The organism is Microbispora sp. NBC_01389, from assembly GCF_045040095.1.
Taxonomy (GTDB): domain Bacteria; phylum Actinomycetota; class Actinomycetes; order Streptosporangiales; family Streptosporangiaceae; genus Microbispora.
This window is the reverse complement of sequence record NZ_CP109552.1, coordinates 4,899,887-4,913,419: the sequence shown is the minus strand read 5'-3', so window position 1 is coordinate 4,913,419 and position 13,533 is coordinate 4,899,887. Positions and strand designations below refer to the sequence as shown.

The window sequence follows — 13,533 nt, the reverse complement described above, 5'->3', positions numbered from 1 at the left end:
TGTCCCGGGCGCCCGGGACACCCACGGGTCCACCATGGCCGCGTACCTTTCCGGCGCTCGCCGCCCCGCAGAACCCCCGGGGCTCCGCCCGTACCTCACAGGAGGCCCCACAATGCGCAAGGTGTTCTTCGGTCTCGCCGTCGTGCAACTCGTCGCCGTGCTCGCCCAGTTCTACCTCGCCACGTTCGGCGCGTTCGAGCGGCCGTATCCGGCGCCGGGCGACCCGGGCGCCGCCATCGGCTACCACGCCATGAACGGCACGATGGTCATCCCGCTCGTCTCGCTGGTGACCGCCATCGCGGCCCTCGCCGCCCGCGCAGGCGGCCGGACGGCGGGCCTGGCGATCGTTCCGTTCGTGCTGGTGGCCGTGCAGTTGTTCGTGATCTTCCCGCTGGCCGAGCTCGCCGGGGCGTCGGAGACCGCCACGACGACCGCCGGCCTGTTCGTCCTGGGCTTCCACGCCCTCGACGGCGTGGCGATCCTCGCCGCCGCCGTCGTCCTCGTGCGGCGGGCCCACGCCCTCACGAAGAGCACCGCCGCGGTCCCGGCGCACGCCGCGGCGTGACCATCGCTCGGCTGATCGCTCTCGATCAGATCCTCTTCGTCCTGGTCGCGGCCGCCTGGGCCGCGACCGCCGGGATCGCCCTGACCGGCCTCCGGCAGCCCGCCGCGGCCGGGCGGCGGACCCGCCTGATCGCCGCGGCGTCGTGCGCCGCGGCGATCGTCGTGACCGCGCTCCGGGTCGCCGTCACCGCCGGCCTGGCCGGAGCGGGCTGGTGGTTCGTGGCCGAGAAGGTCGCCCTGGCGCTGCCCCTGGTCGTCGTGCCCGCGCTCGTGTCGGCCGCCGTCAGCCTGCCCCGCCTGCTGCGCGGCACGGCGACCGGCTCCCCGAGTGACTTCCCGGCAGACATCCCGGCCGGCATCCCGGCCGGCATCCCGGCCGGCTCGGCCCGGATCGTCGCGTTCCCCCTGCTGGTGACGGCGTACGGCGCGGTGGCCGGGATCGCCTGCGCGGTCGTGATCTCCTATCCGGTCACGGCCGGAGGCGCGGCGGCGGTGCTCGCGCTGTTCGCCGCGGCGTCCGCCGCGACGTGGCGGCTGCTCGGCCCGGCCCGCTCTCCCCGGCACGCCTGGCAGGCGGCGGGAACCTGCGTGCTCGCCCTCGCGCTCGCCCTCACGATCGGCGGCGGGTGGCCGAGCGGCCACCTCCACTCCGAGCACGACGCGGGCGGGCACGACGCGGGCGGGCGCGGTGTCTCCGTCGACCTGCTGCGCGGCCCCGCCCCCGCCGCGGCGGGCGGCCCGGCCGGGGCCAGGGAGCGGATCCGCCGCTTCACGCTCACCGCCCAGCCCGCCACCGTACGGCTGCCGTCCGGCGGCGGCGCCGAGGCGTGGTCGTTCAACGGGCAGGTGCCCGGGCCGGTGCTGCGGGTGCGGCAGGGCGACCTGGTCGAGGTCGTCCTGCGCAACCGGCTGCCGGTGCGGGAAAGCGCCGAACAGGCGGGCACCGGGCAGGGCGTCACGATCCACTGGCACGGGTACGACGTACCGGCCGCCGAGGACGGCGTGCCCGGCGTGACCCAGGACGCGGTCTGGCCCGGCCAGACCCACGTCTACCGGTTCCGCGCCGAGGACGCCGGCACGTACTGGTACCACAGCCACCAGAACTCCAGCGTCGCCGTGCCGCGCGGGCTGTTCGGCCTGCTGGTCGTCGACCCGGCGACCCCCGTGCCGGAGAGCGAGGACCACGTGCTCGCGCTGCACACCTTCGGCTCGCGCCCGACGCTGTCGGTGGACGGCGCCGCGCCGTCCGACCTGCTTACCCATCTCCCGCTTCCGCCCGGCGCCCGTACGCGACTGCGGGTGGTGAACACCGACACCCAGCCCGTGGTCCTCGGCCTGAGCGGCGCGCCGTACCGGATCGCGGCGGTGGACGGCGGGGACGTGCCGGGGGCGACGGACCTCGACGGCGCGCGCCTGCACCTCGCGGCGGGCGGGCGCTACGACCTCACCTTCACCGTGCCCTCCGGGCCGGTGCTGCTGACGGCGGGAAACCGGCCCGCGCTGCTGGTCAACGGACCGGCGACGCCTCCGCCCGCGGCCGGGCCGATCGTGGACATCACCCGGTACGGCACGCCCGCCGCCCTGCCCGCCCGGTTCGACCGGGAGACGACCTGGGTGCTGGACAAGACGCTCGCCGTCTCCGGCGGCCTGCCGAGACTCGCCCAGACGGTGAACGGCAAGGCGTGGCCGAACATCCCCACGCCGGTCGTCCGGCAGGGGGAGACCGTCAGGATCCGGGTGGTGAACCGGGGCACGGACACCCACCCGATGCATCCGCACGGCCATCACGTGCGGATCCTGTCCCGGAACGGCGTGCTGGCGACCGGGCTGCCGATGGACACCTTCGACGTCGCCCCCGGCGAGGTCTGGGAGGTCGCCCTCGTGGCGGACAACCCCGGCGTGTGGATGTCCCACTGTCACGATCTCGCGCACGCCGCGCAGGGGATGGAGTTCCATCTCGCGTACGAGGGGGTCACCACACCGTACGACATGACGAACGGCAACCACCCGGCCTGACTCCCGCCCGCCCGACCCCGTGCCGTCCTGCCCCGCGCGCCCTCACCCCGCGCCGGGTCCTCGACCCGCCCGGGCGGCGGCCCGGGCGGCGTGCCGTCAGGACCGCAGGTAGGCCAGCACCGCCAGGACGCGGCGGTGCTGGTCGCCGTCCTCGGCGTGCAGGCCGAGCTTGGCGAAGATGCCGCGGATGTGCTTTTCCACCGCGCCCTCGGTGACGACGAGACGGCGGGCGATCGCGGGGTTCGACCTGCCCTCGGCCATCAGTCCGAGGACCTCCCGCTCGCGCGGCGTCAGCGAGGCCAGCGGGTCGTCCCGGCGCCGCCGCACCATCAGCTGGGCGACGACCTGCGGGTCGAAGACCGTCCCCCCGGCGGCGACCCGGCGCAGCCCGTCCATGAACTCCTCGACGTCCACCACCCGATCCTTCAGCAGGTAGCCGACCGCTCCCCGCGCGTCGGCCAGCAGGTCGTCGGCGTACGACACCTCGACGTACTGCGACAGGATCAGCACCGGCGCGCCCGGCACCTTCTCCCGCGCCTCGACCGCGGCCCGCAGGCCCTCGTCGGTGAACGACGGCGGCATCCGGACGTCCACCACCGAGACGTCCGGCCGGTGGGCGACGACGGCCTCGACCAGCCCCTCCCCCGTTCCGGCCGTCTCGACGACCTCGCAGCCGAACTCCTCCAGCAGGCGGACGAGCCCCTCCCTGATGAGGACGGCGTCGTCGGCCACCACTACGCGCACTGAACCTCCGCCGTGATCGAGGTCGGTCCTCCGGCGGGCGAGCGCACCGTGAGCTCGCCGTCGACCGCCCGCAGGCGGTCGGCCAGGCCGGACAGGCCGTGTCCCTTGGCGACGTGAGCGCCGCCGACCCCATCATCCCCGATCGTGAGCAGCAGGACGTCCCCGATCCGGGTCAGCCCGACCATGCAGGACGTCGCCCGGCTGTGTTTGGCCACGTTGGTCAGGGCCTCGGCGGTGACGAAGTAGACCGTGTTCTCGATCAGGGCGGGATACCGCTCGGTCGTCTGGACGTCCAGCTCCACCGGCACCGTGCAGCGGCCGGCGAGGGCGGCGAGCGCGGGGGCGAGTCCGCGGTCGGCGAGGATCGGCGGGGCGATGCCGCGGGACAGCGCCCGCAGCTCGTCGAGCGTCTCCCGGGTGGCGCCGATGGCCTTGCCGATCGTCTCGTGCGCGGCGGTCGCGTCCCGCTTCAGCTCCCGCTGCGCCCGCGACAGCTCCATGGCCAGGTGGACCAGGCGCTGCTGGGGACCGTCGTGAATGTCCCGCTCCAGGCGGCGCAGCGCGTCCGCCTCCGCGTGGGCGGCGGCATTGCGGCCCTCGGTCAGGTCCTCGATGCGCTCCTGCAGCTCGGCGACGCCGGTCAGCAGCGCCCGGCCGAGCGACGCCTGGATCAGCGCACAGGACCGGACGACCGGGTAGAGCGTGAGCGCGAACAGGGCGCCCAGGCCCAGATAGAAGGCGCTGTCCACGGCGTAGCCGCGGCCGAGCCCGAGCAGTTCGGGCAGCTGGTGGTTGTCTGGGATGTTCGAGAAGACCCATCCGTACAGGGGGTAGGTCAGCCCGGAGATCGACACGGCCCACCAGGTGACGGTCACGCAGAACGCGGCGACCGCGACCGGGAAGGCCAGCAGGGCGTGCAGCGCGTCGAGCCAGGGCTGGCCCCCGGCGAGCGGCGTGACCGTGCGGCGCAGGATGCCCGCGCCCTCCGGTGCGCGCGGATAGCGCGGCCGGGGCAGTTCCCGGCCCAGGACCGGCCGCATGCGCAACCGTTCGACGTCACCCATCCCCCTGGTCAGGAGGAGGGTGAGCGCGAGGACCGGCACGCCCAGCCAGACCACCAGCAGGCCCGCACCGGCGGACAGGCCGCCCACGGTGAGGACGAACGTGATCGTCGCGAGCGGAAAACCTATGAGGACGTAGACCGTGTCACCGGCCAGACGGGAGAGAAGTCGGCGCATGCCCCCAACGCTATTGACCCGGGCACCGATGATCTATCCTGTGGGCGGCAGTCCCGGGGGTAGGGCCTGCCCTACCATCCCCCCACGGCCGGGCCGCCGGGGATGCGGCCGGGGGGTTACTTCTTCTTGCGCTTCTCCCGGATCTTCATCGTGACGTCGATCGGGGAGCCGGCGAAGCCGAACTCCTCCCGGATGCGGCGCTCGAGGAAGCGGCGGTAGGTCTCCTCCAGGAACGCCGAGGTGAACAGCACGAACTTCGGCGGCTCGGTCGAGGCCTGGGTGGCGAACAGGATCTTCGGCTGCCTTCCCCCGCGCACCGGCGGCGGCGTGGCCTGCACCAGCTCGGTGAGGAACTGGTTGAGCCGGGCCGTCGGCACCCGCGTGCCCCACGACTCCAGCGCCCGCTCGATGGCCGGGGTGAGCTTCTCGACGTGACGGCCGGTCTTCGCCGAGATGTTCACCCGCAGCGCCCAGGGCGTGCGGACGAGCTGCCGGTCGATCTCCTTCTCCAGGTAGTAACGCCGGTCCTCGTCGACCAGGTCCCACTTGTTGAACGCGACCACCATCGCCCGGCCCGACTCGATGACCAGGCCGATGATCCGCAGGTCCTGCTCGGTCAGCACGTCGGAGGCGTCGATCAGCACGACCGCGACCTCCGCCCGCTCCAGCGCGGCCCGGGTGCGCATCGCCGCGTAGAAGTCCGCGCCCTTCAGCTCGCGGTCGCGCCGCCGGATGCCGGCGGTGTCGATGAACCGGTACGTCCGGCCGCCCAGCTCGACCAGCTCGTCCACCGGGTCGCGGGTGGTGCCGGCCATCGGGTCGACCAGCACCCGCTCCTCGCCGGCGACCTTGTTGAGCAGTGACGACTTGCCCACGTTGGGCTTGCCGAGCAGCGCGATCCGGCGCGGGCCGCGCCGGTCGCCGAACGTCTGCGGCGGCGTCTCCGGCAGCGCGTCGAGCACCACGTCGAGCAGGTCGCCGCTGGCGCGGCCGTGCAGGGCCGAGACCGGGTACGGCTCGCCCAATCCGAGCGACCACAGCCCGGTCGCCTCCAGCTCCATCTGCTGGTTGTCGACCTTGTTGGCGGCCAGCACGACCGGCTTGCCCGAGCGGCGCAGGACCGCCCCGACGGTCTCGTCGGAGTCGGTGGCCCCGACGCTCGCGTCCACCACGAAAAGGATCACATCGGCCAGCTCGGCCGCGATCTGCGCCTGCTCGGCGATGCGCAACGCCATGCCGGTCGCGTCCGGGTCCCAGCCGCCGGTGTCCACCAGCGTGAACCGCCTGCCCCGCCAGGTGGCCTCGTAGGTGACCCGGTCGCGGGTCACCCCCGGCACGTCCTCCACGACCGCCTCACGACGGCCGATGATGCGGTTGACCAGCGTCGACTTGCCGACGTTGGGGCGCCCCACCACGGCGACGACCGGCAGCGGGCCCGCGTCGGGCTCCCGCTCCGCCTCATCGGCGGACAGCTCGGCGAGCTCGGCCTCGATCCAGCCGCCCTCGTCCTCGTCGTACTCCACCGTCACGTCCATACCCTGCCTCATCCGTCAGACCCGCTCCTTGACGATCCGGAGCACCTCGGCGATGACCTCGTCCAGGTCCAGCGGCGTGGTGTCGAGCTCCACCGCGTCCGCGGCCTTCGCCAGCGGATCGGCCTTGCGCGTCGAGTCGAGAGTGTCGCGGCGGGCCATCGCGGCCCGCTGCGTCTCCACGCTCGTCCCCTCCAGCTCCGCCGTACGGCGCAGCGCGCGTGCCTCGGCGCTCGCGGTGAGGTAGATCTTGACCGGCGCGTCCGGCGCGACCACGGTGCCGATATCGCGGCCCTCGACCACGATCCCCCCGTCCGGCAGGGAACCCGCGATGATCTCTCGCTGCAGGTCCACGAGCCGGCGGCGCACCTCGGGCACCGCGCTCACGACCGACACCGCGCCGGTGACCTCAGTGCCGCGGATCGGCCCGTTGACGGCGACGCCGTCGACGGCGACACCCGGCGCGTCCGGGTCGATGGTCATCGTCAGCGCGGGCTCGGCCGACCTCGCGGCGATCGCCGCCGGGTCCTCCAGGTCCACGCCCCGCTGGAGCATCCACCATGTGACCGCCCGGTACATGGCGCCCGTGTCGAGGTAGCGCAGGCCGAGGGCCCGCGCGACGCCCCGCGACGCGCTCGACTTGCCCGACCCCGAGGGACCGTCCATCGCGACGACCAGACCCGACACCGGTCTCTCCTTATCCTTCGGAATCGTCGTCACCGAGGCTACCGGGATACCGCCGGAAAGCTTGCATCGGCGGCCGGGCTCAGGCGCCGCCGGTCCGGTGGGTGTTGACCTTGCCCCTGGGTGAAGCCCCAGCATCGTCGGCACCGGCCATGCAGGCCGGGACGAGGAGGAGTGGTGGGAGATCTGCTGACCATCGGCGCCTTCGCGCGGGCCGCCCGGCTGTCGCCCAAGGCGCTGCGTCTGTACGACGAGCTCGGGCTGCTGCGGCCGGCCGCGGTGGACGGCGAGTCGGGATACCGCTACTACGGTCCCGGCCAGCTGGAGCAGGCCCGCCTGATCGCCTCGCTGCGGCGGCTCGGCATGCCGCTGGCGCGCGTCCGGCAGGTGTGCGACCTGCCCGCGCCGGACGCCGCCGAGGCGGTCGCCGCCTACTGGCGGCAGGTCACGGCCGAGACCGCGGCCCGCGGCCGGCTCGCCACCCTCCTCGTCGGCCATCTGTCGGGCCACCTGTCGGGCCACCTGTCGGGAAGGGACAATGCCGTGGAAACGAGCACGACCATGCCGGAGATCCGTTACGCCGCCCGGTCGGAACGGGGACCGGTGCGGACGAGCAACGAGGACGTCGCGTACGCGGGCGAGCGCGTACTGGCGGTGGCCGACGGGATGCGCGGCCCGGGTGGCGACCGTGCCGCCGCGGCGGCCGTCGAGGCGGTCAGGCGCCTGCGGAGCCGGTCCGCCCATGACGGCGGCCCGCCCGACGACCCGCCCGGTGACGTGCCGGAGGCCCTGCCCGAGGACCTGCCCGAGAAGCTGCCCGAGGACCTGCTCGGTGCGCTCGCCGACGCCGTCCGCGACGCCGAGCGGGCGATCCGGGACATCGCCGCCTCGACGCCGTCGGGAGAGACCGTCACCACGCTGACCGCGCTCGTGTGGGCGGGGCCGCGGTTCGCCCTGGCGCACATCGGCGACAGCCGGGCGTACCTGTTCCGCGACGGGGGCCTGTTCCGGCTCACCCAGGACCACACGTATGTGCAGTCGCTGGTCGGCGAAGGGCGGCTCACGCCCGAGGAGGCCGTCTCCGACCCGCGGCGCCCGCTTCTGGTGCGCGCGCTGACCGGCACGGCGGCCTCTCTCCCGGACCTGTCGCTCCACGAGGCCGTTCCCGGCGACCGGTACCTGCTCTGCTCGGACGGGCTGCCGGCCGTCGTGCCGGACCGCGTGCTGCGCGAGACGCTGGCCGGTCCCGGCGGCCCGCGGCAGGTCGTCGACGAGCTGATCGACCTGGCATACGCGGCCGGCGCCCCCGACAACGTCGCCTGCGTGGTCGCCGACGTGACCGCCGAGGCGACCGTCACGGAGACCTCAGCCGTGACCTCAGCCGTGACCTCAGCCGTGACCGCTGCCGACGGGCCCGCGGCCCTTGGCGACGGCGGGACCGCGCGATGAGCGCCGCGACGGAGCAGCGCCCGTCCCGCCCTTCCGCGAGAGCCTCGGCACGGGCCCTCACGATCGACCTGCGGCCGCTGGCCGTCCCGGCCTTCCGGCGGATGTGGGCCGCATCGGTGATCTGTGCCGTGGGCGGGTCGTTCAGCGTGGTCGCGGTGCCGACGCACCTGTTCACGATGACCGGCTCGTCGGCGGCCGTGGGAGCCGCCGCGGGGGTGTCGCTCGCCGCACTGGTCACGGCGGCGGTGTGGAGCGGCGCCCTCGCCGACGTGCTGGACCGGCGGACTGTACTGCTCGCCGCCGACCTCGGCCTGGCGCTGACGTACACGGCGCTGTGGGTCCTGGCGGTCCTCGGCGGCCGTTCCCTGCCCGCCCTGCTGGTGGCGGTGGCCTTCCAGGGACTGGCGTACGGGGCGGTCCTGACGACGGCCGGGGCCACCGTGCCCCGCCTCGTCCCGCCCGAACTTCTGCCCGCGGCCAACAGCCTCACCTCGCTGGTCCGGTACGGAGGGGCGATCCTGGGGCCGATGCTCGCGGGAGTGCTGATCCCCGTTCTCGGGCTCGGCACGCTGTATCTGCTCGACGCCCTCGCACTGCTCGCCGTGGTGTGGGCCGACGCCCTGCTGCCGCCGCTGCCGCCGCTGCCCGCCACCGCCGACCGGACGGGCGACGAGCACGGCCGCCGTACCTCATCGGCCATCGGCCGGGCACTCGCCGGGTTCCGGTGTCTGGCGGGCAACCGGCTAGTGGCCTCCGTGCTGGCCGTTGACCTCGCGGCCATGGTCTTCGGCATGCCGTCGGCGCTGTTTCCCGAACTGGCCCGCCACGTCTTCGGCGGCACGGCCGGAGGCGGCCCGGAAACCGGGCTGCTCTACGCGGCCTATCCCGCCGGGGTGTTCGCCGCCGGACTGCTGTCGGGCGCGTTCACGCGCGTCCGCCGCCACGGCGCTCTCGTGGCGGGCGCCGCCGTCGCGTGGGGGATCACGGTCATGGTCGTCGGCCTGGCCGGCGAGCTGTGGCTCGCGCTGGCGGCGCTCGCGCTCGGCGGCGCGGTGAACTTCGTGCTGAGCACCTTCCGCACCACGATCATCCAGACGCACACCGCTGACTCCGTACGCGGGCGCGTCCAGGGCGCGCTCACCGTCGTGCTGGTCGGAGGGCCGCAGCTCGCGAACGTGCTCCACGGTGTGACCGGCACGCTGTACGGCCCGCGCGTCGTGATCTTCACCGGCGGGCTGCTCACCGTGACCGCCGTCGGGGTGATCGCCTGGGCGGCCCCCGTGCTGCGCCGCCACGTCACCCCTGCCCCGCCGTCGTCGTCATCATCATCACGGGAGACCCGGAGGTCGCCGGACGCGGCGGGGGCCCGGGTCAGTTGGCGACCTGCCAGCCGCGCTCGCGCAGGGCCTCGGACAGCGGGGCCGCCGCCTCCGGCTGGACGTACACCTCCGCGGCGCCGAGCGGCAGGCCGGGGGCGTGCTCCAGCCGGATGTCCTCGATGTTGACGCCCGTCTCGCCCGCCGCCTGCACCAGGCGGGCCAGCTCGCCCGGACGGTCGCCGATGAGCACCTGCACCACCGCGTACGTGCGCGCTGGGCCGCCGTGCTTGCCGGGGATCCTGCCGGTGCCGCGCACCCCGCGCGCCAGCAGGTCGGCGATCTGGTCCATGGCCGCGCCGTCACCCGCCAGCGCGCGCAGCGATTTCGCGGCGGCGCCGAGGTCGGCCGCCACCGCCTCCAGCACCTCGGCCACCGGCAGCGCGTTGCCCGAGAGGATGCCCATCCACAGCGCCGGATCGCCGGCGGCGATCCGGGTGACGTCGCGCACGCCCTGGCCGGACAGCCCGAGCGCCGTCTCCGGCGCCTCGGCCAGCCGGGCGGCCACGGCGGCGGCGGTCACGTGGGGAGCGTGCGAGACGACCGCCACCGCCCGGTCGTGCTCGCCCGCGTCCACCCGCACGGCGTTGCCGCCGCACAGGTCGATCAGCTCCCGCACCGCGGCCACCGCCTCCGGCGCGGCGTCCTCCGTCGGGCAGTACGCCCACGGACGGCCGAGGAACAGGTCGGCCCGGGCCGCCGCGGGACCGGACCGCTCCCGGCCCGCCAGCGGATGCCCCGCGACGTACGTCGTCAGGTCGCAGCCGAGCTGGGCCGCCTGGGCCAGCGGAAGGGCCTTCACGCTGGCCACGTCCGTGTAGAAGCGGGCACCGCCCTGCTTCTGCAGGTCGAGCAGTTGCTGGGCGACGAATTGGGGCGGCACCGCGAGGACCGCGAGATCCACCTGCGGCGCGCCCGTCCAGTCCTCCCCCGCGCCCAGCTCACGCGCCAGCCGTACGGCTCCCGCGTCCCGGTCGGCGAGGAAGACCCGCAGGTCCCGCTGCCGCAGCGCCAGTGCGATGGACGTGCCGATGAGGCCCGTCCCGACAACGAGCACGCTGCCGATCCCGGCGCCCTCGATGGGAGTCATCGTGTTCTTCCTGCCGTCACCGTCCCGGGGACGCGTCCCGCGGGCGAATGCCTGTGGATGTGGGAAGCCCGTTCTACCGGATCCCCGGCCCGGGCGTCTTCCTACTGGCTTTTCCTACTGGGCGATGTCCACGCGAAGCGCCACGGCGCCGCGCAGGTACACGTGCTGGATCTCCTGCCGCGGCCGGTCGGTCTGCACGTGGGCCATGAGCCGCACCACGCGCGGGAGCGCGCCCGGCACGTCGATCTCGGTCGCGCACAGCAGCGGGACGTCGTGGAACCCGAGCTTGCGCGCGGCGAGGGCGGGGAACTCCGCGGTGAGGTCGGGCGTGCACGTGAAGATCACGCTGATGACGTCGTCGGTGGTGAGGTTGTTGCGGCCCATCACCTCGCTCACCAGCTCCGTCGTCCCGGCGAGGATCGCGTCACGATCGTTGCCCTCGACCTGGATGGCTCCGCGAACCGCCCGCACCATGTCGTTCCCCTCTCGCTGAGACGGGCCGCCTCGCCGCCGAGGGCGAGTGCGGCCCATCTACCGCCTGTTCCGCTTATTCTGCCCGGCTTGCGGGTGTATGCCCGCAGTTCGGCCGCCAGGCTACAGGCCGACCGCCGCGTACAGCTCGCCGATCTCCTGAACGGTGAGCGTGCGGATCGTGCCCGGCTTCAGCCGGCCGAGCTTGACCGGGCCGAACTCGATGCGGGCCAGGTCGATCACCCGGTGCCCGACGGTCTCCAGCAGCCGCCGGACGATGTGCTTGCGTCCCTCGTGCAGGATGATCTCGACCAGCGCCTGCTGGCCGTGCTCCTGCACGATCCGGAACTCGTCGACCTTGGCCAGGCCGTCCTCCAGCTCCACGCCCTTGCGCAGCACCTTGTGCAGGTCGCGCGAGACGGGGCCGGGCACCTTGGCCCAGTATTTCTTCTGCACACCGAAGCTCGGGTGGGTCAGCCGGTGGGCCAGCTCGCCGTCGTTGGTGAACAGCAGCAGGCCCTCGGTCTCGGTGTCGAGCCGCCCGACGTGGAACAGCCGGGGCGCGAGGTCCTGCACGTAGTCGTGCAGGCACGGCCGGCCCTCGGGGTCGTCCATCGTGCTCACCACGCCGATCGGCTTGTTGAGCGCGTAGTAGACGGTCTCGGTGGAGGTCGGGATGCGCTTGCCGTCCACATGGATGACCTGCTTCTCGGGATCCACGCGGGCGCCGAAGCGGCGCACGGTCTGGCCGTCCACCGTCACCCGGCCCTCGCCGATCATGTCCTCGCAGGCCCGCCTGCTCGCCACCCCGGCCTGGGCGAGCACCTTCTGGAGCCGGTCGCCGCCCGGCACCTCGGTGGTGTCGCGCTCGTCGGTGTAGTTCTCGTCGTAGAAGTCGGGGTCGCGCAGCGGCTGCCGGGAGGTCTTGAACGGGTTGCTCTGCGCTGCCTTACTCCCTGCTCCCCGGCCCCCGGCAGCCTGGCCCCGCGGGCCCGGACCACCCGTGCCGCGGCCACCCGTACCGCGGCCACCGGTGCCCTGTCCACCCGTGCCCCGGCCCGCTGCGGACCCGGCGCCGAAGGGACGGCCCGCGCCGGCGCCGCGCACCGGGCGTCGCGCGCCTCCCTCGGTGCCGCCGAAGCGGCCCCGCGTCGCTCCACCGGTACGGCCGATCGTCTGCACCTCGTCACGCCGGGTCCCGCCACGGGCCGCCCGGAAGCCGCCCCGCTCGTTCCGGTCGCCCCGCTGGGCACGGCTGTCGCGCTCGCCACGGTTGTCCCGCTGGCCACGGTTGTCCCGCTCGGCGCTGCTGCTGCGGCCGGTGCGGGACCCATGGTCGGTGCGGGCTTCGCGATCGTCGCGCCAGGAGCCCCTGGCGGCGCCGGCCCCGCCGACGCTGCGGGCGGCATAGCCGTCGCCGCGCTCCTCGCCGCCCCGGAAGGGACGGTCGGAGCCACGGTCCGTCCCACGGTCGGGGCCACGGTCACGCAGGCCGTCCCGGCCGCCCTCCGGCCTGCCGTACCGGCCGCGCGTCCCGGCTCCCTCCGTACGGAACGTGGAGCGACCCGCGGACGGGGACTCACGGCCACCGCGGTCCCGGCCGGACTCAAGGTCGAAACCACGCCCGCCGTCCCGGTCCCGGCCGGACTCACGACTGGAGTCGCGGTCGAAACCCCTGCCGCCGTCGCGGTCCCGGCCGAAGCCGCGCGCATGGTCGGAGCCACCTGAGCGGTCGAAGCCGCGCCCGCCGTCGCGGTCCCGCCCGAAACCACCCCGGTCACGGACAGGCTCACGGTCACGGCCGGGCCCACGGTCACGGCCGAAGCCGCGCCCACTGTCGCGCCCACTGTCGCGCCCGCCGTCGCGGTCGCCGGAGCGGCCTCCCTCGGGCCCGCCGTACCCGCCGCGCGAGCCGCCGCGCTCGGCGCGGAACGATGTGCGGTTGTCATCGCCGAAACGCCGTCCGCCGGGGCGGACGTCGCGGCGGTCGCCACCACGGGAGTCCCCGCCACGGGAATCTCCACTACGGGAGTCTCCGGCGCGGGCTTCCCTGGCAGGGCGGTCGCCGTACCGGTCGCCGCGCGGGGCGTCCCCGTCGCGGGACCGCCTGAAGTCGGGCCTGGAGTCGGGCCTGGAGTCGGATCTGGAATCGGACCTGAAGTCCGGCCTGGAGTCCGGCCTGGAGTCGGGCCTGGAGTCGGATCTGGAATCGGACCTGAAGTCCGGCCTGGAGTCCGGCCTGGAGTCCGGCCTGAAGTCGGACCTGGAATCGGAACCGTATCCGGACCGGGATCCAGGGACGCGGGAACCGCCGCGCCGGTCGCTCTGGGCACGGAAGCCGCCGGACCCGCCTCGGGATCCGCGCGCGC

General features: G+C 74.3%; 11 protein-coding genes and 1 pseudogene. 5 read left to right on the top strand and 7 right to left on the bottom strand.

All coding sequences use genetic code 11. The features are described from left to right. The first annotated feature begins 112 nt into the window (after positions 1 to 112). Both OG344_RS22235 and OG344_RS22230 read left to right on the top strand, forming a co-directional pair. Positions 113 to 565, top strand: a complete 453-nt coding sequence (locus OG344_RS22235; protein ID WP_327045230.1) for a DUF6220 domain-containing protein — start codon at positions 113 to 115, stop codon at positions 563 to 565. Continuing rightward, positions 562 to 2,580 (top strand): multicopper oxidase family protein, encoded by a 2,019-nt coding sequence (locus OG344_RS22230; RefSeq protein ID WP_405084711.1) that lies wholly within the window; start codon positions 562 to 564, stop codon positions 2,578 to 2,580. Before OG344_RS22235 ends, OG344_RS22230 begins: the two co-directional genes overlap by 4 nt. A gap of 96 nt (positions 2,581 to 2,676) precedes the next feature. On the opposite strand, the gene OG344_RS22225 is transcribed toward OG344_RS22230, so the two are convergent. From OG344_RS22225 to cmk, 4 genes are all read right to left on the bottom strand, one after another. Next, entirely contained in the window at positions 2,677 to 3,324 is a 648-nt protein-coding gene (locus OG344_RS22225) for a response regulator transcription factor (protein WP_150933197.1), read from the bottom strand. After that, the gene (locus OG344_RS22220; protein WP_405084710.1) at positions 3,315 to 4,562 is read right to left on the bottom strand and encodes a sensor histidine kinase; all 1,248 of its coding nucleotides are present in this window, start codon (positions 4,560 to 4,562) and stop codon (positions 3,315 to 3,317) included. Before OG344_RS22220 ends, OG344_RS22225 begins: the two co-directional genes overlap by 10 nt. Positions 4,563 to 4,678: 116 nt before the next feature. Then, entirely contained in the window at positions 4,679 to 6,097 is a 1,419-nt protein-coding gene (gene der / locus OG344_RS22215; RefSeq protein WP_405084709.1) for a ribosome biogenesis GTPase Der, read from the bottom strand. A 15-nt stretch (positions 6,098 to 6,112) separates the two neighbouring features. Continuing rightward, positions 6,113 to 6,760, bottom strand: a complete 648-nt coding sequence (gene cmk, locus OG344_RS22210) for a (d)CMP kinase (protein WP_405089144.1) — start codon at positions 6,758 to 6,760, stop codon at positions 6,113 to 6,115. Between the two features lie 195 nt (positions 6,761 to 6,955). Here cmk and OG344_RS22205 point away from each other — a divergent pair, with 195 nt between their 5' ends. Further along, complete coding sequence (locus OG344_RS22205) at positions 6,956 to 8,227, top strand: MerR family transcriptional regulator (protein WP_405084708.1); 1,272 nt, start codon at positions 6,956 to 6,958, stop codon at positions 8,225 to 8,227. Beyond that, a pseudogene (locus tag OG344_RS22200) lies at positions 8,224 to 9,462 on the top strand (MFS transporter); the annotation flags it as partial. The gene OG344_RS22205 and the pseudogene OG344_RS22200, both read left to right, overlap by 4 nt. A gap of 136 nt (positions 9,463 to 9,598) precedes the next feature. On the opposite strand, the gene OG344_RS22195 reads toward OG344_RS22200, so the two are convergent. The 3 genes from OG344_RS22195 to OG344_RS22185 all read right to left on the bottom strand — a co-directional run bounded on the left by OG344_RS22195 (position 9,599) and on the right by OG344_RS22185 (position 12,346). Beyond that, positions 9,599 to 10,693, bottom strand: coding sequence for a prephenate dehydrogenase (locus tag OG344_RS22195; protein WP_405084707.1), 1,095 nt, complete (start codon positions 10,691 to 10,693; stop codon positions 9,599 to 9,601). A 114-nt stretch (positions 10,694 to 10,807) separates the two neighbouring features. After that, the gene (gene aroH, locus OG344_RS22190; protein ID WP_150933190.1) at positions 10,808 to 11,167 is read right to left on the bottom strand and encodes a chorismate mutase; all 360 of its coding nucleotides are present in this window, start codon (positions 11,165 to 11,167) and stop codon (positions 10,808 to 10,810) included. Positions 11,168 to 11,287: 120 nt separating this feature from the next. After that, positions 11,288 to 12,346 carry a pseudouridine synthase gene (locus tag OG344_RS22185; protein ID WP_405084706.1) on the bottom strand — a complete coding sequence of 353 codons (1,059 nt, stop codon included), beginning with the start codon at positions 12,344 to 12,346 and terminating at the stop codon, positions 11,288 to 11,290. A gap of 150 nt (positions 12,347 to 12,496) precedes the next feature. Between OG344_RS22185 and OG344_RS22180 the strand changes: the two genes are divergently transcribed. Next, a complete protein-coding gene (locus tag OG344_RS22180; protein ID WP_405084705.1) occupies positions 12,497 to 12,892 on the top strand; it encodes a hypothetical protein in 396 nt (131 codons plus the stop codon). Positions 12,893 to 13,533 lie beyond the last annotated feature (641 nt).